Raw genomic sequence first — 21,937 nt, forward strand, 5'->3', positions numbered from 1 at the left:
TCGTTCCATCCGTTAAAGGAAAAGATGTGGCACAGGCACGGTTGCCTGCCTGAACACTATTGCGCTGTCACAACGAAGACCTGTGCCAAAAGAATAAAGGCCGGGCTGACCTCCTGGGTCACCCGGCATGAGCGCTATTCCACGCTCTGTTTACACATCCAGCAAGAAACGAGCAGGATCTTCCAGCAGCTCTTTTATGGCAACCAGGAACTGTACCGCGTCCTTGCCGTCGATCATGCGGTGATCGTAAGAGAGCGCAAGGTACATCATCGGGCGAATGACGACTTCGCCATCGACAGCCACCGGACGCTGCTGAATGTTATGCATGCCCAGAATAGCCGTTTGCGGCGGATTCAGGATCGGCGTTGACAGCATCGAACCGAAGATACCGCCGTTGGTGATGGTGAAGGTGCCACCGGTCATGTCTTCGATGCCCAGCTTGCCGTCACGGCCACGCTTGCCGAAATCAGCGATCTGCTTCTCGACATCTGCCAGTTTCAGAGTGTCGGTATCACGAATGACCGGCACCACCAGCCCGCGCGGCGTAGAAACCGCCACACCAATATCCTGATAGCCGTGATAGACGATATCCGTGCCGTCGATGGAGGCATTAACGTCCGGGAAGCGCTTGAGTGCTTCGGTACAAGCTTTCACGAAGAAGCCCATGAAGCCCAGCTTGATATCGTGTTTTTTCTGGAAGACGTCACGATACTGGCTACGCAGGCCCATGACCGCGCTCATGTCGACTTCGTTGTAGGTCGTCAGCATCGCAGCGGTCTGCTGCGCATTCACTAGTCGTTTGGCGATGGTCTGGCGCAAACGGCTCATCGGTACGCGCTGCTCGGGACGCTCGCCCTGCGGCAGCTCGGCACTGCTGGCGGCAGCGGGAGCCGCTGCTGGCGCAGAGGTTGCAGCACTGGTGGTTGCATTGCCAGCCTTGAGCGCTTTCTGGACATCTTCCTTGAGGATCACACCGTTGCGACCGCTGCCGGAGATCTTTTCGACATCCAGATTGTGCTCGGCCACCAGCGGACGTGCTGCCGGAGAGAGCCATTTGCTGCCCAGTTTGGAAGCACCTTCTTCTTCGCTTTGCGCCTCGCTGGGCGCAGCCTTTACGCTTACTTCTGAAGCACCGCCAGCCGCACCCTCGGTAAAGATAGCCAATACCTGCTCAGAAGCCACCTGATCACCTTCGCTGGCTTTGATCTCACTGATCGTGCCATCGGCAGGCGCTACGACTTCAAGCACTACCTTGTCAGTTTCGATATCAACCAGCAGCTCATCACGCGCAACCTGTTCACCAGGTTTCTTGTGCCAGGTAGAGACAGTGCCCTCGGCCACCGACTCCGGGAAAGAGGGAGCCTTGACTTCATGACGAGCGCCGCCTTCGACAGCTGCCTGGTTGGCCGTTGCTCTGCTCTGCTCAGCACTGCTTTCATGCTCAGCGGCCACTACTGCCTCAGCGACACCAGCGCTGGCTTCTTCCGCTACACCCAGCAAGCCCAACACCTGCTCTGAATCACAGGTATCGCCTTCCTGCACCTTGATTTCGCTCAGCACGCCAGCGCTGGGAGCAACCACTTCCAGCACCACCTTGTCAGTTTCAATCTCAACGATGAGCTCATCGCGTTCGACGCTATCACCGGGCTGCTTGTGCCATGCAGCGACTGTTCCCTCCGCTACGGATTCAGGAAAACTGGGCGCTTTAATCTCGGTAGACATGTTGTTTGGTTCCTTAACACTCGTGTCTGTGACAATCGGTGTGGAGCGTTCCTTCAAGGAGCGCACCTGCGCTTTCTACAGCAGCGCCCCTTTATTCATTAAATGCATCGTTGATCAGCGCTTGCTGCTGCGCCAGGTGATCGCCCATATAACCTGCTGCCGGAGCGGCTGACGAAGCACGCCCAGCATAAGAAAGTACACGACCCAACGAAGGATGACTCTGGGCGATGGCCTCATCAAGCTCCTCCTTGATCATGAACCATGCGCCCTGGTTGCGCGGTTCATCCTGACACCAGCAGACGCTCTCAAGCTGATCGAAACGTGCCAATGCGGCCTCTAGCTTGTCGGCCGGGAACGGATAGAGCTGCTCAAGGCGAATGATGGCCACATCATGCCGCTGTTGCTCTTCCCGGTATGCCGCCAGATCGTAATACACCTTGCCGGAACAGAGAATGACACGTCGAATGCTGCTCGGATGCTGGCCGCTCTGATCGTCGATCAGGCTCATAAATTGACCGCTGGACAGCTCTTCCATCGAGGATACTGCCGCCTTGTGGCGCAGCAGACTCTTCGGCTGCATGACGACCAGCGGTTTGCGCAGCGGGCGCACAACCTGACGACGCAACAGATGGAACATCTGTGCAGGGGTCGTGGGCTGTACTACCTGCATGTTGTTTTCTGCCGACAGCTGCAGGAAGCGCTCCAGACGTGCAGAAGAGTGCTCGGCACCCTGACCTTCATAGCCATGTGGCAACAACAAGGTGAGGCCGCACAGGCGCTCCCACTTGGTTTCACCCGATGAGATGAACTGATCAATCACCACCTGAGCACCGTTGGCAAAGTCACCAAACTGCGCTTCCCAGGCCACCAGACCATCAGGCGCCGTAGTCGCGTAGCCATATTCAAAGGCCAGCACGGCTTCTTCTGAGAGCAGTGAATCGTAAATCCAGAAATCCGGCTGCCCTTCCTTGAGATGCTGTAGAGGAATCCAGGTCGAGTCATCATTCTGGTTATGCACTACCGCATGGCGATGCGAGAAGGTGCCTCGGCCACTGTCTTCGCCGCTGATGCGAACGAAGTACCCTTCATCAAGCAGCGTGGCATAGGCCAGGGTTTCAGCGAAGCCCCAGTTCATGGCCACTTCACCGGTAATCATCTTGCGCCGGTCTTCATACACCTTGGCAACCTGACGCTGCACGCTCACGTCAGTCGGGATGGTGCACATACCGTCGGCAAGCTCGGCAAGGCGACCAGCATCGAATGACGTATCGGCGTCATCGCTCCAGCGCTGCCCCACATAGGGGCTCCAATCGACAAACAGCGCGGTGTTAGGCTCTTTCACCAGAGCATTGACCACCTGATCGCCCTCATCAATCTGGGTACGATAGGTGTCCACCATGCCCTTGGCCTGCGCGTCGCTGATCACGCCTTCTTTAATCAGGTGCTCGGCATACAGGGCGCGCGTGCTTTTGTGGCTCTTGATGGCCGCATACATCGCAGGCTGCGTACCGGAAGGCTCATCGGCTTCGTTATGACCACGACGGCGGTAGCATACGAGATCAATCACCACATCCTTGTGGAACTGGCGACGATAGTCGATGGCAATCTGGGTCACCAACTGGACGGCTTCAGGATCATCGCCATTCACATGGAAGATGGGCGCCTGCACCATCTTGGCAATATCGGTGCAGTATTCAGTGGAACGCGCATCTTCGCGAATCGACGTGGTGAAACCGACCTGGTTATTGATCACGATGTGCACGGTACCGCCGGTTTTAAAACCGCGAGTCTGTGACATCTGGAAGGTTTCCATGACCACGCCCTGACCGGCGAAGGCCGCGTCACCATGTACCGAAATCGGCAGGACAAGATCACCGCTCTCATCACGGCGACGATCCTGACGTGCGCGCACCGAGCCTTCGACTACCGGCCCTACGATTTCCAAATGGGAAGGGTTGAACGCCAGCGCCAGGTGAATTTCACCACCCGGCGTCATGACGTTGGAGCTATACCCCTTGTGGTACTTCACATCGCCCTGACCGCTGTGTTCGGGATGCTTGCCATCGAACTCGTCGATCAGATCAGCGGGGCTTTTACCAAGGATATTGACCATCAGGTTGAGACGGCCACGGTGCGCCATGCCGATGACCACTTCCTTGGTGCCATAGCTGCCGGCACGCTGGATCATCTCATCAACCATCGGGATGAAGGATTCACCGCCCTCAAGACCAAAGCGCTTGGTACCGGGATAGCGGCTGGCAAGATAGTTCTCAAGCCCTTCCGCAGCCGTCAGGCGCTCCAGGATATGTTCACGCTCGGTGACCGAATAACCGGGCTTGCCCTGCACTGATTCAAAGCGCTCTTCCAGCCAGCGCTTCTCGTCGGTATTCACGATATGCATGAATTCGCAACCGATCGAGCGGCAGTAGGTATTCTTCAGCGCAGCAACAATTTCAGACAGTTTGGCTCGCTCCTTGCCAATAAAGAGCGAGCCAGTCTGAAACTCGGTATTCATGTCGGATTCGGAGAGCTGATGGAACGCAAGATCCAGATCGGGCACCGACTCTGTTTTACGCAGGCCGAGCGGATCAAGGTTCGCGTGCTGATGACCGCGAAAACGGTAGGCGTTGATGAGTTGCAGTACGCGCACCTGGCGACGGAACTCTTCATCGGAAGAGCCACCGCTGGCAGCTTTGGTACGTTGCCCCTGACGGCCAAGACGCTCGAAATCATCGCGTACCGGCGCCAGCGGCACGTCGTGTGCCGGCCCACCATCATAGGCGGGCAGCGTATCGAAATAGCGGCGCCACTCATCGGGAACCGATGAAGCGTCGTTAAGGTATTGCTCGTAGAGCTCCTCAACGTAATGAACATTCGCCCCACTCATGTGCGACGTTCGCCACATCAAGTCCATGGTGCCTTGTGACATGGTTACCTACCCTAAATCCTGTTACAGGCTATTGTTCGGGCTGCGGCGGAGATACTTCGCCCTCGCAGCAACTCTCTCGACTAACAATTATGTTGATCAGTACCGCCTCAACAGCCTCTATGCAAGCGACGGTACTGAACAGGGCGCTGTTCCGCGCCTATGGAGACTCGGCTCAGGTGGCCTGAGTCATCAGCATTTCCCGAATCTTGCCAATGGCATGAGTTGGGTTTAGCCCTTTCGGACACACACTAACGCAGTTCATGATGCCACGGCAGCGGAACACACTAAACGGGTCATCAAGACGCGCCAAACGCTCTTTCGTGTATTCATCGCGGCTGTCGGCAAGGAAACGGTACGCTTGCAGCAGGCCAGCCGGCCCTACAAACTTGTCAGGGTTCCACCAAAACGATGGGCACGACGTCGAGCAGCACGCACACAGAATACACTCGTACAGGCCATCCAGCTTGTCACGATCTTCGGGTGACTGAAGACGCTCAATGGCCGGCGGCGTAGTGTTGTTTTGCAAATAAGGCTGAATGCTTTCGTACTGACGATAAAACATCTGCATGTCTACGATCAGGTCGCGAATAACCGGCAGGCCGGGCAGCGGACGCAGCACCAGCTTGTTGTTCTTCACCACCTGGGACAGAGGCGTGATACAGGTCAGGCCGTTGCGCCCATTCATGTTGACACCATCCGAACCGCACACCCCTTCTCGGCAGCTACGGCGGAATACAACACTGGCGTCCTGTTCCTGAATCATCATGATGACATTCAGTACCATCAGGTCGCGCCCTTCGGTGTCGACCTGAAAATCCTGCATATAAGGTTTGTCGTCGGTATCCGGGTTATAGCGGTATACCGAGACGGTCAGCATAGTCATTATCGGTCTCCCCACTTTTAATAGTGACGTTCAACAGGCTTGAAGTAATCCACGGTGCGCGGCGACATGTTGACATCGCGTTTGCGCAGCTCTTTTTCCTGCGGGAAATAGAGCGAATGCTTCAACCAGTTTTCGTCATCTCGATCGGGGTAATCAGGGCGTGAATGCGCCCCACGGCTTTCGCGACGGTTAAGCGCGGCAAACGCCGTTGCTTCTGCTACTTCAAACAGGTTATCAAGTTCAAGCGCCTCAACACGCGCAGTGTTGAAGGTCATGCTCTTGTCAGGCAAATAGGCGTTGGCGATACGCTCACGCATGGCGTCGAGCTGCTCCAGACCTTTCTGCATGTTCTCTTCTTCGCGGAATACCCCGAAGTTGTTCTGCATGATGTTTTGCAGTTCACGCTTGAGCTCGGGTACCGACTCGCCACCAGTCGATTCGTTCCAGCGGTTAAGACGCTTGAGCGCCTGCTCGATATCGGATTCGGTTGGCTCAAGCTGCTCGACACCCTGGTTAAGCGTCTCTTCGATATACATCCCCGCGGCACGTCCAAACACCACCAGATCAAGCAGCGAGTTACCGCCCAGTCGGTTACCGCCGTGAACCGATACGCACGCCACCTCTCCGCAGGCGTACAGACCGTTGACGACCTGATCGTTGCCGTCCTTGTCCTGCGTCAGCACCTGACCATGCACGTTGGTCGGCAAGCCGCCCATCATATAGTGACAGGTAGGCACCACCGGAATCGGCTCCTGCACAGGATCGGCATGAGCGAAGGTCTTCGACATTTCAACAATGCCAGGCAGACGCTTGTGCAGCACTTCCGGGCCAAGGTGATCCAGTTTCAGCAGGATATGATCCTTGTTGGGACCACAGCCACGTCCTTCAAGAATTTCAATGACCATCGAACGTGCTACCACGTCACGCCCTGCCAGATCCTTGAAGTTGGGCGCATAGCGCTCCATGAAACGCTCACCATCGGCATTGATCAGATAGCCGCCTTCACCACGACAGCCTTCCGTCACCAGACAGCCGGCGCCATAGATACCGGTCGGGTGGAACTGCCACATTTCCATGTCCTGCACCGGCAGCCCCGCGCGCAGCGCCATGCCGACACCGTCACCGGTATTGATCAGGGCATTGGTGGTGGAGGCATAGATACGGCCCGCGCCACCGGTCGCCAGCACTACCGCCTTGGACTTGATCAGGCAGGTTTCGCCGGTTTCCATGCTGAAGGCGATAACGCCAACAATATCGCCGCCGGCATTTTTCACCAGATCAACCGCGTACCACTCATCAAGGAAGACAGTGCCGTTTTTCAGGTTGTTCTGATACAGCGTGTGCAGCAGCGCATGGCCGGTACGGTCAGCGGCAGCACAGGTACGTGCAGCCTGGCCGCCCTTGCCGAAATCCTTCGACTGACCACCAAACGGACGCTGGTAGATACGGCCATTATCAAAACGTGAGAACGGCAGCCCCATGTGCTCCAGCTCGAACACCGCCTTGGGGCCTTCCATACACATGTATTCAATGGCTTCCTGGTCGCCAATGAAGTCAGACCCCTTGACGGTGTCGTACATATGCCAACGCCAATCATCATTGGGATCAGCGCTCTGGATGGCACAGGTAATACCGCCCTGGGCAGAAACCGTATGAGAGCGGGTAGGAAATACCTTGGAAAGAACGGCAGTATTCTTGCCGGATTTTGCCAGTTCCAGACCTGCGCGCAGGCCAGAGCCACCACCGCCAATGATGATGGCATCAAAACTCATTTCATGAAGATCAGACATTTAGATCATGCCCCCCAGAGCACTTGTACGGACCAGATCACAAAGGTAAACAGCGCAAGAACAACAACCACCTGAAGCACTAGGCGCAGGCGGGTGCACTTGACGTAATCAGTGAAGATTGTCCACAAGCCTATCCACGCGTGCGCAGCGATGGAGAGCAGCGCGGCCAGCGTAAAGATACGCATGGCAGTGCTTTCGAACAGCGCCGACCAGGTGAGGTAATCAAGCCCGGGGTGAAACAGCACATATGCCACCAGGAACAGGGTGTAGAGAGCAAGAACAACGGCCGAAATACGCTGAACCAGCCAGTCGGAGAGACCACTGCGCCCAAGGTTTGTAATCATGGTTACCATACCCACACCCCCGCTAGCACAATGAGAACAGCCGATACGACCACCACGATTTTAGAGGTACGCATACCTCCTTCACGGTCATCAGCGTAGTGAAGGTCCATCGCCAGATGGCGAATTCCGGCCACGAAATGCCATGCCAGTGCTGAAAGCAGACCCCAGGCGACCAGTTTGGCGAAGAAATTGTGCTCAAGGGCGTGCCTGACACTATCAAACCCCTGCTGGGACGATAGCGATACATCAAATGCCCATAGGGCAAAGATGAGACCGATAAAGAGCATGACGCCTGTCACACGGTGGGTAATGGAAACAAGGGCGGGGAGCGGCTGCTTTATAGTGCCAAGATCCAGGTTAACTGGACGTTTAGCAGCCTTTATAGGCTTTTTGCTAGTCACGGTGATCACTCTCTCGACCTGACCGTCGCACGGCGCGAAGGTGAGGGTTAGCGTTGATTTACTGCTTTTCAGGTTCTGCACTCGCAGTCACAGATCGAGAGACACGCCAAACCACTGGCAAACTGCCGATTGACTGGGAAGCGAGAGGCAGCCCAAAGTCTTTATTTGACGGACGAAAAGTATATGCCTGCAAAGGCAAGATGACAAATTGCCTTCACCCTTGCACACAGGCACGCTGTACCTGAAAACGGCCCTGCGGTTACACCGGTGACAAGCCCTTGAATACCGCATCAGCGCGGCTGTCATGCTCGCCATGCTGTGGTACGGCAGTTGAAGGCGAAGGTCGATTGGCCACGGCGGCCTACTACCAAAGTGGATGGTGTACACACAAAAGGGTCACGCAGCGTTACACTAGCGATGCAAACATGAGAGAGAAATGATTCCTTGCGAGCAACAGCGCCACCTTATGGCCCCATTTGACTGAATCGCTGCCTCCCCTTGAGCGGTTGAGCGCGTTTTCTGCCAATGCTTGCGAGATCAACCAACGACTAAAAACGAGGAGTTCAACATGGCTGACAATACTGTGTCCTTAAGCCTAGAAGGCACTGACGAGAAGGTAGAGCTGCCGGTCTACTCGGGCACCGTAGGTCCACACGTCATCGATGTAAGGGCTCTAACCAAGGCTGGCTACTTCACCTACGACCCGGGCTTTGTAGCGACAGCGTCCTGTAACTCTGCGATTACCTACATTGATGGTGACAAGGGCATGCTGCTGCATCGCGGCTACCCGATTGATGAACTCGCGAAACACTCCAACTACCTTGAACTCGGTTATCTGCTGTTTTATGGCGAACTGCCCACCAAGGAGCAGTATGAGCAATTCGCTCATATCATCCGCTACCACACGCTGGTGCACGAACAGATCCACCACTTCTTCAAGGGATTTCGTCGTGATGCCCACCCGATGGCGATCATGTGCGGCACGGTAGGTGCGCTGGCCGGTTTTTATCATGATGGTCTGGAAGCCAGTAACGAGCGTGACCGCAGAATCGCGGCGCACCGTCTCGTGGCAAAAATGCCCACACTGGCAGCGATGACCTACAAATACAGCATTGGTCAGCCCTTCTCCTATCCGCGCAACGATCTTGATTACGCCGCCAACTTCTTGCACATGATGTTCAGTACGCCCTGTGAGGAGTACAAGGTCAGTCCTGTTCTGGCTCGCGCAATGGATCGCATCTTCATGCTGCATGCCGATCACGAGCAGAACGCCTCCACCTCCACTGTTCGTCTGGTAGGTTCCACAGGCGCCAATCCGTTTGCCTGCATCAGCGCGGGTATCGCCGCACTCTGGGGGCCTGCTCACGGCGGTGCGAACGAGGCAGTACTGGCCATGCTCGATGAGATCGACGATGACTCGGAAGAGAACATTCAGCGTTTTGTCGATCGCGCCAAGGACAAGGAAGACCCCTTCCGTCTGATGGGCTTTGGGCACCGCGTCTACCGCAACTTTGACCCACGCGCCAAGGTGATGAAAGAAGCCTGCGACGAAGTACTGGGAGAGCTTGGCATCGCAGATGATCCCAAGCTGAAGATTGCCAAGCGCCTTGAGCAGATTGCGCTGGAAGATGACTACTTTATAGAGCGCAAGCTCTACCCCAACGTGGACTTCTATTCCGGTATTATCCTGCGAGCAATGGGTATTCCCAGCAACATGTTCACGGTAATTTTCGCCATGGCTCGCACCATCGGCTGGATTTCCCACTGGAATGAGATGGTCAGCGCGGGCAACGTCAAGATTGGCCGTCCACGCCAGCTTTACGTAGGGGCCGATTTCCGCCATTACCCCACCGACAAATAAGCCCCTGCCATTTGCACGTCCCAACGCGCCAGCCTTGAGCTGGCGCTTTTAGTTTCAGACATGCTGCAATCATGCCAAAATAGCGCCACTTTGCCGACGTATCCCCTGACGATTGCCAACAGCATTTCCGGTACGTCGCGATCACCTTCTTTTCAGAAGTATTCATCATTATCATCAAGGTTCTGTTCCATGACCGTTCGTACTCGCATTGCACCTTCCCCGACGGGCGACCCCCACGTAGGCACCGCCTATGTAGCACTCTTCAACCTGTGCTTCGCTAAACAGCATCAGGGTGAATTTATTCTGCGTATCGAAGACACCGATCAAACCCGCTCAACACGCGCTTCTGAGCAGATGATTTTTGATTCGCTGCGCTGGCTGGGCATCGAGTGGAGCGAAGGGCCTGATGTGGGCGGCCCACACGCCCCCTACCGTCAGAGTGAACGTGCGGACATCTATCAGCGCCACGTTCAGCAACTGCTCGACGATGGTCACGCCTTCAAGTGCTACCGCACCACTGAAGAGCTCAACGAGCTGCGTGAACAGCGCAAGGCAGAGGGCAATTTCTCCGCTCTGAAACAGGATGACCTGCTGCTTGATGAGGCCGAAATTGCGCGTCGTGAAGCGGCGAATGCGCCCTATGTGGTACGCATGAAGGTGCCCAGTGAAGGCACCTGTATCGTCAAGGATTTGCTGCGCGGTGACATTGAGCTTGATTGGGCGCAGGTGGATGCGCAGATTCTTATGAAGTCCGATGGCCTGCCTACCTACCATCTGGCCAACGTGGTCGATGACCATCTGATGGAAATCACCCACGTACTGCGCGGTGAAGAGTGGATCAACTCAGCCTCCAAGCACCAGCTTCTATACGACTATTTCGGCTGGGAAATGCCGGTTCTGTGCCACCTGCCGCTACTGCGCAACCCCGACAAGACCAAGCTGTCCAAGCGCAAGAACCCGACATCCATCAATTATTATCGCAAGATGGGCTTCCTTCCTCAGGCAGTGCTCAACTATCTGGGCCGGATGGGCTGGTCAATGCCCGATGAGCGTGAAAAATTTACGCTTGAAGAGATGCAGGCCGAATTCGATATTCAGCGCGTATCCCTGGGCGGCCCGGTATTCGATCTTGATAAGCTGAGCTGGCTGAACAGCGTATATCTGCGTGAAGATCTTGATGACGCTCAGTTTATAGAGGCAATGCAGCAATGGGCGTTCAATAGCGACTATATTCACCAGCTGCTGCCCGAAATCAGGCCGCGTGTGCAGCTATTGTCGGACGTTATGCCGCTGGCCGGCCATTTCTTCTCGGGTATTCCCGTGCTTGAAGCCGACGATTTCGAAGCAATCAAGATCGAGCAGGAGCGCCAGGTTGCCCTGCTTCAGTTCTTGATCTGGCGCCTCGAACGGCTTCCGCAGTGGGACAAGGAGTCGATCATGCACCAGGTTCAGCAGCTGGCTGCTCATTTCGAACTGAAAATGAAGGTGATACTGGCGCCGGTATTTGTCGCTATTACAGGCCAACTGAGTTCTACTTCAGTGCTGGATGCCATGGCTATTTTAGGCTCGGACATCACCCGCGCCCGACTGCGCAACGCTGTTGAGGTGCTAGGCGGTATCTCCAAGAAGAAAGCCAAGGCACTGGAAAAAGAGTATCAGGGTATCGCGTTCGAAGAGTGATAGCGGCCTATTCAGGCAACAGTCTCTCCTTTGCTGCTGAAAAGAGAGACTGGGCACCGGCACCACAAGGAGGCCGGTGCCACCCGTTTTCACGACAAACACCCTATATACAGACCTAAAACCGGCATATTTGGCGCACGTTCAACGACGTTACGCCCCATCCCTTCGTGATTGAATTCACCCCTATTTGGGCTTGACAAGCGAATACTTTTCCACTGAATGCACTTTTCTTAAACATTCTGCGTAAACCTTCTCTTCTGTCATAAAAGATCAACAAATTCCTACTATTTTCTTTTAAATCAGTAACTTAAATATGGTCAAAAAATAAACAATTTGCTGCTACCCCTTTAATGATGCACATCAGAAGACAAATACAAGTGGTTTTGCACAGGGTTATCCACAGAAAGTGTGGACAACGGCACATTGCGTTGAAAATTTAGCCTTAAGCAAAAAAGTCAAGCTATAAAACAGAATCAGCCAGAGTATAAACGACCACCTTCCAGCCCCACCCTTGCCGCAATTTAATGGCCTGTGCGACAGATCGCCTCGCCCGCTCACCACAACTATCCATTACACTGGTCAGCCTGATGGGGAGTTCCTATGACAACATCCGTAACTGACCGTACTACCGAGCCAGCCTCGACGCCTTCGCCACCCATTCAAGATGCCAAAAAGTGGCTCCGCAGCAAGCTGCCCTACGCAGGCCGGTGGCCCAAAACCGCTGTTGCGATGGGAACGCTCTCAACCCTGCTGATGTTAGTGCAGGCCTATGCCATTGCTACCATTGCCCAGCGTCTGGTGATCGAGAGTGCCTCTTTCGCGCAGCTTTACCCTTTTTTTATTTTGCTGCCCGTGACATTAGTGCTGCGCGGACTATGCCTGCGGGCCAAAACTATCGCCAGCGCCCGAGCCGGTATCCAGGTGCGCCAGGCAGTGCGCGCCCAGCTTCTGGCGAGTATTTCAAAACGTAGTCCCATGTGGGTGCGCGGACAGCACAGTGCAACGCTTGGCAGCCATTTGTGCAACGACGTTGACGCCCTGGATGGCTACTACGCTGACTACGTGCCGCAAATGTATTTGTGCGGTCTGATTCCTCTTGTGATTATCATTGCCGTCATGCCTCTCAACTGGGCCGCCGGCGTGATTCTGCTGATTACCGGCCCGATGATCCCGCTTAACATGGCGATGGTGGGCATGGGTGCAAAAAATCTTCAGCAGGCTCAGATTGTCGAGATGGGAAGACTAAGCAGCCACTTCCTCGATACGCTGCGCTGTCTTCCTACCCTCAAGCTGTTCGGCCTCGGGAAACGTCAGGCACGCAGCGTCGAACGCGTTTCCGAAGATTTCCGCAAACGTTCGATGAAGGTGCTGAAACTGGCTTTCCTTTCATCGACTGCACTGGAATTCTTTTCAGCGGTCTCTATCGCTATCCTTGCGATCTATATTGGCTTCGTCTATCTCGGTCAGTTTCATTTTGGCAACTGGGGCGGCACCCTCACCCTCCAATCGGGCCTGTTTATCCTGATTCTGGCACCTGAGTTCTATCAGCCGTTGCGTGACCTGGGCACCCACTACCACGCCAAGGCCGCTGCCGAAGCTTCTGCCGAGGTGCTGATGCCTCTGGAAAACGGCGCAGCCGATAACGCCGAAGACGAGTCATCGTCTTCCTGGCAGCCGCAGGGAGCTGTATCTGTCACCTTCGATAAGGTTACGGCTCACTACCCCAATCGCGCCAAGGCTGCGCTGGAGGAGGTCTCCTTCACTCTCAAGGCAGGACAAACCCTCGCCGTTATCGGTCCCAGTGGCGCAGGAAAAAGCACCCTGCTAAGCGCGCTGATGGGATTTCTGCCGCTATCAAGCGGTGCAATACGGTGCAATGACCAGCCCCTGACAGCTCTTTCCCGCGAACAGTGGCACCACTCGCTGGGCTGGGTGGGCCAGCACCCCGCCATCATCAAAGGTTCACTGGCCGATAATCTGCGCATGGGCGCCAATGCCAGCGTTAGTCAGGCATCCCTATGGGACGCTCTGGAAAAGGTGCACCTGAAAGAGTGGGTAGAGCACCTTCCTCAGCAGCTCGACACCCCACTAGGGGAAGGCGGCCAGCCGATCTCGGGCGGGCAGGCAAGGCGCTTGTCGATGGCGCGTGTTTTCATCAGAGATGCGCCACTCACGCTGCTGGATGAACCTACTGCGAGTCTTGATAGCGACAATGAACGTCTGGTTATCGACGCACTGGAAGAACTCAAGCAGCGGCACTCGCTGGTTATCCTGACGCACCGTCTGGAACTGTTGAAACTGGCGGATCATATCGTGATGCTGGATGACGGTTGCATCACAGCGCAGGGCAGCTTCGATGAACTCAGCACAGCAGGTGGCCCGCTCCACGCCGTGCATCACTCCACAGGAGGTGCCCCATGAAGCCTCGCCGTGAATCATGGCGCGACCTGGCGCCCTATGTGGCAATGATGAAGCCCTTTTTGCCGCTGCTGATAGTCGGGCTATTGTTAAATCTGCTGGCGATGCTTTCCAGCGTTGGACTGGTGGCGGTTTCCAGCTGGTTCCTCAACGCTTCAGCACTGGCAGGCACCAGTGTCGCAACAGCGTTGGCGTTCAACTATATGCTGCCGTCGTCGGGCGTGCGCTTTTTTGCCATATCGCGCACCATCACCCGCTACGGCGAACGGGTCATCACCCATCAGGGCACCTTCAAGCTGCTGTCACAGCTGCGCAAACGCACCTACCTGCTGATTGAACCGCTCTCGCCGCCAGCGCTGCAACACTATGGCAGCAGCGAGCTGAGCACCCGTTTGACCGCCGACATTGATGTCCTGGATGCTCTTTATGTAAGAGTGCTGGTGCCTTCCATCGTCGCCCTGCTGACCATCATCACTCTCGGTGTGCTCATTGGGCTGCTCGACCCCGCCATTGGGCTATTTGTCGCGCTCTCTCTGGGCTTTGCCGGTACATTGGGGCCGTGGCTCGCCTGGTTTCGAGGACGCCGGTACTCGGCTCATTACCAGCAGCTCGACACTGCCTTGCGCGCACGCATCGTTGAACGACTCGACTCATTTGCTGAATTGAGCCTTTATGGTCAATGGCAGCAAGAGTGCGAAGCGTTGCTGGATCAACAGCAGCAGCGCGACCAGCAGCAGCTCATCCTGGCGCGACAATGGGGAGATGCCTTGTGGTTGTCACTGGCATTGCTTGGTATCAGCGTGACCGGCGCGATGGTTCTGGCGGCCTACAGCGCTACGCACTACGGCCTGCCAACCACGCTGGTAGCCGCTATCGCACTGACGGTGGTTGCTGCCTTTGAAGCGATCATGCTACTGCCCCAGGCGTGGCAGCAGTTGGGCAAAGTGCAGCGCGCGGCGCGGCGCTTGAATGAATTGCGTGACAATGTGCCCAGCAGCTCATTTCCCGACCATGATGAAGCGTCAGTCACAGGCCACCAATTGGAGATAAGAGAGCTGTCAGTCTCCTTCCAGAATATTCAGGTGCTTGATCGGCTGAATTTCTCACTCGGTCAGGGCGAACATTGGCTATTAAGCGGTCCCTCCGGTACAGGGAAAACCACCCTTCTCAATAGTCTGGTGCGTTTTGTCGATCCCGATGCAGGCGACATCCGAATTGGCGGTGTCGATATTCGCCAGCTAAGCGAGCCGACCCTCAGACAGCTCTTTAGCGTAGCGCCGCAGCAGGTACAGGTGTTCAGCGCCAATTTCCGCGACAATCTGCGTATGGGCAGGAACGCCATCAGCGATGACGACATTATGGAAGTGCTCGAAGGGCTGGGGCTTGCTACGTGGGTCGCATCGCTGCCGGAAGGGCTGGAGAGCTGGCCCGATGAGTCTGGCACCTCGCTCTCCGGCGGGCAGCTACGCCGCTTCGGTATTGCGCGTGCGCTGCTCAAGGACTCCCCGATCGTGCTGCTGGACGAACCTACCGAAGGGCTGGATGCGGCAACTCAGCGGCAGGTGCTGGCATTCATCAGGCAGCGCTGCCAAGGCAAGACACTATTGGCCATCAGCCACCGCGCCACTGACCTTGAATGGTTCGACCGCTATGCGGTGATGGATAACGGCAGCATTGTCGAACAAGGACTCACCCATCAGGCCATAAACAGCCAGTATCTTCATGCCATGAGCGTGTAGATAGCCTGACACTGCACAAGCCCTCATATGACGAACAAGGGGGAAGTCGTTGGACTTCCCCCCTTTCCAGCAATCAACTGCTGATTATGTATTCGAATGTCTTGAAGACTAGAAAGTGGCTTCGATACGGCTGCCCAATACCCAGCCATCATCCACTGAACTGGCACCGGAAGGGTTGGCTACATACTGGAGGTTGGGGCGCACGCTCAGATAATTGGTAATCTGGAAGCCGTAATAGATTTCAGCGTCTATTTCATGGCCCTGGTGCAGGTAGTGAGTACCGTATCGGCTGTTGGACCAATTAACGAAGTCATTAATGTCATTATTGAAGTGCAGGTAAGCGACACCAATGCCCATGTCATCCTTGGGTCGAGCATCAAACAGACCTTTATAGGTCAGGCCGCCCGAGATATAGCGATCAACACCCGCGGTATCACCATGGTTGATATTCCCCTGGCTGAAGAGCGTAAGGCCACGAGCATCATCACCGTTTTGACGAGTTACCTGCTGCTGCGCGACGTAATAAAGGCCAGAGTTGGAATCATTGGTAGACGGCGCACGCGCGCCCCAGCTGCGAGAGTCCGCATTATTGTAGTAGTAACCGAAGCGGTACGTACCCTGAAGGCCATTAATCTTCGGCGTATAACCCACCTCAATGGGATAATGAGTGCCCTGTGAGCCGTTGGTAGTCATGTTGAAGCCATGACCATATTCAAGGTTACTGTCATTTACGTTAAAGGCGCCCACCTGGAAATAGGCATTCGGCACGAAGTTATAGCGAACAATGGCCGCCCACTGCGCGATAGGCGAGTTGTATATATTATTGCCCCAGTTGCCTACCTGGTTGCCGCCAAACGCAAGGTTCTGGAAATGGTTGTCGATAACGCCAAAATCGTCGCCGGCAGGAATACGACCAAACTTCAGTTCCAGAGCATTATTGAAGAGACGCTGGTGCCACCAGAGTGACGTCAGGCGAGTTACCGGCCCACGCCCTTCGACTTCCTGAGTGGAAGATCCTGATACAAGAGAGTCGGGAGAGTTGAGACGCGAACCGACATTATGACCATTACGGTTGGTAATACTCATATGTACGTCAGCGCCCGATACACCCAGCAGCTTCTCAAGATCGAACCCGACCCCTGCGCCAAACTGGTCGGCAAATTTAGTGGTGCTGCTGGAGCGATCACCGCCACCAATATTACGTGCGCCTTCACCGGTAAAATCGAAATCGAAGGTAATGCCTGAGTCTGCGAGGCGCGTACGCTCACCGCCCCAGTCACCAAACATGTATTCAGAATCTGGATCAAAGGCCGAGTAAGCCTGCGCTTGTGAAGATAGAGCGGCGCAGCCGACACAGAGCGTGCCCGCCCAAACTACCATGAATTTTCCCATTGAATCATCACCTCGAAATAGAGTCCGGAATTTATTATGAGCAGGGACTCAGACAGGAACACCAAGCGTACACCTGAGGTTCCCAAGAAAATATTAAGCAAAAGACTAAGATAGCGTTTTTACCGCTAACATCACAGCGCAGACAGCCAAAAGGAGCCATAACGGCTCCCTTCAGCATGTGAACATTGCAGCTTGCTTTGAGTATTACACCAGGAACAGAGCGATCAGCACCAGCGCTACAAGGGCAACAATATAGATAGCGAACCTTGCCAACGGCTTGTATTCCAGTACAGAAAGTGACGCCAGCGAAATATGCGAGCAGCGCAGCACCAGCAGCAGTGCGCCAAGCACGACAAGGCTAATAATGAACACGATAATGTTGGAGAAGAAGAGCTGCTGCCACAGTGTCATGTCGCTGCTCTGGCCGAGAATCACGGTGAGCAGATACCCACCGAAGGCAAACATGCCGAGATCGAAGGTAGTCGCCAAAACACGAGTAGCGACCAGGCTCAGCCCTCTTGCAGCCGCTTTGGTGCCGAAAAAATCACGCAATAAAAATGCCAGTACAGTGAAGAACAGCGCTACCAATCCAAGCGCATTCCAAAAGGATGGCTCACTACCGTCCGTTTGAGACATCAGCGCCAGATGAGTACTGTCAGGCATGATCCACTGCACCAGCATACCAATCAAAAGCCACAGCACGAGCTCGAAAAAGAACTCACCAATGCGGCGCCCGCGATGCGTGACGGGCTTTTCAACGGTGTTATCTGGTGAATGGGCAACCATAGGGAGTCTCCTTGTTGAAATTCTGAGTTGGCTCTAGGGTAGCACTGCTTGCCGCCGAGCGCTCAAATGTAATGTGACTTTCCAGGCACATATTATCCTGTCGCTGGAAAGCGTTTATTGAAAGCGGTATGCCATCAATGCGCCGCTGAGGAGCTGGCACTTATTCAGCGATAGTGCGCGCTTACGGGGAAATCGAGAGCCGCCTGAGCGCATTCCCGCCCCACCATGGATAACCTTCAAGGTGGTGTTCACTCTCCTTTCACATAGCGCGGTGCCGCAACGCCATTTTCCGTAACACCATCCCCCTAGCAATGTATAACCATCCACATTGATAAAGAGAAAGACCATAAAGGGAAAAACCATCTAGCGCTGGCCTGCATAACGATACTTGTGAATAGGCTCACCGGTTTGCGCGTGCACCGCGAGAACAGGATAGGCAAAAGGCCCCTGAACGCTAGGGTCCATGGCCCGTGCATACTCCTCGTCGTTTTTAGGCAGATTGTTTTCAGGGCATAAATAAAAAATCATTGGCGCGCGAATGCTGAACTCACATGGAACCAGCAGATAGTCCCGCTCAATCACTTCCTGCTGCGCCTTGCTCAAAGCCGGATTGACCACAAAACGCACCGGGATCGTGACTTCCCACGCCGTATCTTCCGGCGGCGGCGCTGCCGCTGGGGCAACCGGTTCGGGTACACCCAGAAAACGCGCCAGGACAAAGTCTTTAAAAATCCGGCTCCCCCAGTCATAGGCACGCACATGCTGGCGTCCATTGACAGTGATGATAACCGTCGGGGTGAGCATACGCGCCGTGCCTTGCGGATTTTCCATTGACGCATAGACCGCTTGTACCTGGGCCTGCTGCTCAATCGCTGACAGGAAAACAGCCAGTATATGGCTAGGGACCGCCCGATGGATAATCGGAAGCTCCTCCACATGGGCCGCCTGGGGAGGTTGAAATTCAGCCGTCGCACGCCAGACCAGATCATTATCCCCGAGCAAAACGGGCGAAAATGTCGCGCTGGGGCAATAGCCCTTGCGCCCGCCCTCTTGCTCAAAAACGTTGTCTGGCGCTAACGACAGGTAGGCTCGAACGTCGCTCCGGGCCTGCTGTGGCGAGATGCCAAACTCCTTCGCAATCATGCGCGATGTCACTTTTCGCTCCCACAGCAACTGCCGCTCAATATAGCGCAAACGTAGCCATTGCGCGTGGCTGAGAGAGGCTTGGTGCTTCTCGAGAAATGTTGAGTAATGCATATCACTTTCATTCTGCGTTGGCTGACCACTGGTTATTCAGCTTGATACAAGAAACCAGTGTAGAGCGACCAAAAATAGCGAAAAAAACCTTGGATCATAAAAACATCAGACAAAGTTAATTTGCCTGATGAAAGTATTAGTTATAGTCGCGCTCTATCATCTGGAGAGCGCCATGTCGCAAGAGTTTCTTGAGCAGACCCGCAATGAATCCATGGCACGCCGAGAGCTGACCATTCAGTCTCAGGCGCTGCTGGTCGTGCGAACACTGGATTCAATCTATAGCGCTCTACAGCGCAAGGTGTTTGAAGGAGCCGACCTTGATGCCCTCGCGGCCATTATGCACCTCTTCGACACCATGCTTTACTACGCCGACCGTGAGCATCAGCCTGGCATGACTCGCAAGGAAGCAGAGCAGTGCCTGGTAGAACACTTGCAGGAGGCATATCCGGGCCAGGAGGCGCTGAGCTATACATGGGTAGCCAGCAGGATTTTCGCTGCGATCAAGGACTCCTTTCGCCTCCGATACTACGACTTCATAAAACGAGCACATTCCGATGAGCAGATAGTCCGTCTGATACGCCACGACCAGATGCCCGGCACTGACGAGATTCTCTGGTCCCTGACCGATGAAGGAATGCTGTTTTATACCCTCCGCCTGGACGAAACGCCGGTCGAGCGAGCGGCCATTCTTGCCTGGCGAACCCTTAAAACCATCCGCCGCGGTGAAATTGACAAGGCCGTACAGCAGATCCAGTCAACCCAACGGCAATTGGAACAATACCTGACGGGAATGCGGATCAAAGTACGCGCCGCCCAGTCAGGCGATTTGAGTCCATCCTACACGGACGATATTCACACGGTCATCATCGAGTCCTTCGACAAGACGCAAGAAGTACTGGAACACATCCAAGGCTCCCTGGCGACCATCACCGAAATGCTGGCGGACAGGCACTCGGACTTACATCCCGACAAGCTACACAAACTGCGCAAGGCGCAGGAGATTTTTGCCGACGTCAGTGCCTTCACACTGACCTACCAGAACCGCCTGCACGATATAAACAAGGATTTTGAGCAGGCCCGGCTCAATCTCATCATTCCCCGAGACAATACCCTGTTTCGGGAGACGCTGGAAAAAGGTGCCCTCGCTCCTTTGCTGGCTCATGCGCCCACGGTCGCAGAGCAGGAAATGGATGCGCTGGTGGCCTGCCTGCTGGCTCCCCGCAGACAGGATGATGAGCTGCATATTCTCCTCGATATCGAGACAGTGCTGAACCTGTATCTCGATAAGTTTGAACAGGTACTTCCTCGCGAAATACAGACGCCCACCGACCAGCCCGTTGCGATTGAAACCATCCCGCGCGCCATTCCCGAATCAGTAGTCACGTACGGCAGCAACTGGGTGAGTGACCAATTGCATGTTCAAGGACACGTCAGTTTTGCTGATGTATTTAACGCCTATGCGAACGGCGAACTGTCCCAGCAGGAACAGCAGGTCTGCCTGCTCCGCATCGGCAGCCTGGCGACCAGCAACGACCCCGCCATCGAGGTGGACATCGGCGCGCCTATCCAAACAGCGCTCTGGAGGGCTGACAACATCACCCTGCATATAGCCGCTCCTACGCCTTCCTTTGAGGAATAGCCATGTACGACATACATCAGCAGGCCAAGCGCCACGCTGAAATCGCCACCCAAGCGATCATGAATTCATTGGGATACAAGATGGGGGATGAACCCATTCAGCACGCTCTGGAGCTGCAAGGCGACGTTCTGTTTGCTGAAATTATCCGTGGCATCGCTTCCGGCATGAAATTGCGCTACCTCGGCATCCACGAGACATACGGGGTATTGCTGACAGCGGATAGCCGTGGCCCTTATACCCCCACGCTAAGCTGGCTAAACAAGCGCCTGTTGCCTGAACAAACAAGCAAGGAGCGCAAGGAACAACGCCTCTTCGCAGGCTTGACCCTGATCGCGCTGCTGGCCGACATGTTTCCTACCCCTGATACGGTGCGCATCGAGTCAGGCCAAACCAGGGGCACCAATGCCGCTGCCGTCGTGACTCGGCTTAACGACGTGGCCGGTCAGGTGATCGCGCAACGCAAGGCTGAGGATGACGCGACAGTGGACGGCCTGCTCCTGGCCGCTCGATTTATACAGGAAGAGCGCATCCCCCGCATTCACGATGAGAAGGTCGGGCGTATCTCCAGTCTCCGCTCGCAAACCGAAATGGCGATGCGCTGGATAAAACTTCTGCAAGAAGAAGGTTTTCTGGCCGAGGACAGCAGCCTGTCGGGAGAATCCGACTGGTATCCGACCCCAAAGCTCAAACACTATCTGCGCCATACCGGCATTGAAGAAACGGTACGTCTTGTCATGGATATCGCCCCTGCTACAGGGGAGCCTCCATCCAACCTGTAGTGGTCAAGTGCTTTTGGCCACCGAGCTTTGAGCATTCCAGTAGTTCTTTTCTGCCAAATTCGGCGGTATCCCATCGTTATGCTTGTGCGGCCGGAGGCTGCTGTAGTAACCGATCATATAATCAGTGACAGATCGCTTCGCCGCAGCAACATCGGGATAGCCGATCTCTGGTATCCATTCCGTTTTCAGGCTTCTGAAGAAGCGCTCTGTTGGGGCATTGTCCCAGCAATTGCCACGGCGACTGAGACTCAGTGTCATTCGGTAGCGCCAGAGCATCTGCCGGAATGCCCGGCTGGTGTACTGGCAACCCTGATCCG

Annotated in this window: 16 protein-coding genes; 6 read left to right on the top strand and 10 right to left on the bottom strand. The window is 55.2% G+C overall.

All coding sequences use genetic code 11. The annotated features are described in order from the left end of the window. Positions 1–150: 150 nt before the first annotated feature. The 6 genes from odhB to sdhC form a co-directional block, all read right to left on the bottom strand. Positions 151–1,722, bottom strand: coding sequence for a 2-oxoglutarate dehydrogenase complex dihydrolipoyllysine-residue succinyltransferase (gene odhB, locus L881_RS0111540; RefSeq protein ID WP_025733851.1), 1,572 nt, complete (start codon positions 1,720–1,722; stop codon positions 151–153). A 91-nt stretch (positions 1,723–1,813) separates the two neighbouring features. Next, a complete protein-coding gene (locus L881_RS0111545) occupies positions 1,814–4,651 on the bottom strand; it encodes a 2-oxoglutarate dehydrogenase E1 component (RefSeq protein WP_025733852.1) in 2,838 nt (945 codons plus the stop codon). Positions 4,652–4,823: 172 nt separating this feature from the next. Next, a complete protein-coding gene (locus L881_RS0111550; protein ID WP_025733853.1) occupies positions 4,824–5,534 on the bottom strand; it encodes a succinate dehydrogenase iron-sulfur subunit in 711 nt (236 codons plus the stop codon). A 17-nt stretch (positions 5,535–5,551) separates the two neighbouring features. Then, positions 5,552–7,324, bottom strand: a complete 1,773-nt coding sequence (gene sdhA / locus L881_RS0111555) for a succinate dehydrogenase flavoprotein subunit (protein ID WP_025733854.1) — start codon at positions 7,322–7,324, stop codon at positions 5,552–5,554. Positions 7,325–7,329: 5 nt separating this feature from the next. Continuing rightward, complete coding sequence (gene sdhD, locus L881_RS0111560; RefSeq protein ID WP_025733855.1) at positions 7,330–7,677, bottom strand: succinate dehydrogenase, hydrophobic membrane anchor protein; 348 nt, start codon at positions 7,675–7,677, stop codon at positions 7,330–7,332. Continuing rightward, positions 7,671–8,069 carry a succinate dehydrogenase, cytochrome b556 subunit gene (gene sdhC, locus L881_RS0111565; RefSeq protein WP_245587974.1) on the bottom strand — a complete coding sequence of 133 codons (399 nt, stop codon included), beginning with the start codon at positions 8,067–8,069 and terminating at the stop codon, positions 7,671–7,673. Before sdhC ends, sdhD begins: the two co-directional genes overlap by 7 nt. A 568-nt stretch (positions 8,070–8,637) precedes the next feature. Here sdhC and gltA point away from each other — a divergent pair. The 4 genes from gltA to cydC all read left to right on the top strand — a co-directional run bounded on the left by gltA (position 8,638) and on the right by cydC (position 15,767). After that, a complete protein-coding gene (gltA, locus tag L881_RS0111570; protein ID WP_025733857.1) occupies positions 8,638–9,930 on the top strand; it encodes a citrate synthase in 1,293 nt (430 codons plus the stop codon). Between the two features lie 189 nt (positions 9,931–10,119). Continuing rightward, positions 10,120–11,610 carry a glutamate--tRNA ligase gene (gene gltX / locus L881_RS0111575; RefSeq protein ID WP_025733858.1) on the top strand — a complete coding sequence of 497 codons (1,491 nt, stop codon included), beginning with the start codon at positions 10,120–10,122 and terminating at the stop codon, positions 11,608–11,610. A gap of 600 nt (positions 11,611–12,210) precedes the next feature. Next, positions 12,211–14,031, top strand: coding sequence for a thiol reductant ABC exporter subunit CydD (cydD, locus tag L881_RS0111580; protein ID WP_051464884.1), 1,821 nt, complete (start codon positions 12,211–12,213; stop codon positions 14,029–14,031). Continuing rightward, entirely contained in the window at positions 14,028–15,767 is a 1,740-nt protein-coding gene (gene cydC / locus L881_RS0111585) for a thiol reductant ABC exporter subunit CydC (protein WP_025733860.1), read from the top strand. Before cydD ends, cydC begins: the two co-directional genes overlap by 4 nt. A 108-nt stretch (positions 15,768–15,875) precedes the next feature. Here the strand turns inward: cydC and L881_RS0111590 are convergent, their stop codons facing one another. The 3 genes from L881_RS0111590 to L881_RS0111600 all read right to left on the bottom strand — a co-directional run bounded on the left by L881_RS0111590 (position 15,876) and on the right by L881_RS0111600 (position 19,202). Beyond that, positions 15,876–17,147, bottom strand: a complete 1,272-nt coding sequence (locus tag L881_RS0111590) for a carbohydrate porin (RefSeq protein WP_169730608.1) — start codon at positions 17,145–17,147, stop codon at positions 15,876–15,878. A 216-nt stretch (positions 17,148–17,363) separates the two neighbouring features. Continuing rightward, positions 17,364–17,945: a hypothetical protein gene (locus tag L881_RS0111595; protein ID WP_025733862.1), complete on the bottom strand. Its 582-nt coding sequence runs from the start codon at positions 17,943–17,945 to the stop codon at positions 17,364–17,366. Between the two features lie 363 nt (positions 17,946–18,308). Then, entirely contained in the window at positions 18,309–19,202 is an 894-nt protein-coding gene (locus tag L881_RS0111600) for a BrxR family helix-turn-helix transcriptional regulator (RefSeq protein WP_025733863.1), read from the bottom strand. A 172-nt stretch (positions 19,203–19,374) separates the two neighbouring features. Here L881_RS0111600 and L881_RS0111605 point away from each other — a divergent pair, with 172 nt between their 5' ends. Further along, a complete protein-coding gene (locus L881_RS0111605; RefSeq protein WP_025733864.1) occupies positions 19,375–20,841 on the top strand; it encodes a hypothetical protein in 1,467 nt (488 codons plus the stop codon). Between the two features lie 2 nt (positions 20,842–20,843). Then, positions 20,844–21,620, top strand: coding sequence for a hypothetical protein (locus L881_RS0111610; protein WP_025733865.1), 777 nt, complete (start codon positions 20,844–20,846; stop codon positions 21,618–21,620). 3 nt (positions 21,621–21,623) lie between these two features. On the opposite strand, the gene L881_RS13650 is transcribed toward L881_RS0111610, so the two are convergent. Beyond that, on the bottom strand, positions 21,624–21,937 hold a 314-nt coding region (locus L881_RS13650; RefSeq protein WP_025733866.1), incomplete at its 5' end, for an integrase core domain-containing protein.

Origin of the sequence: Carnimonas nigrificans ATCC BAA-78 (genome assembly GCF_000526695.1) — a bacterium.
Classification (GTDB): domain Bacteria; phylum Pseudomonadota; class Gammaproteobacteria; order Pseudomonadales; family Halomonadaceae; genus Carnimonas; species Carnimonas nigrificans.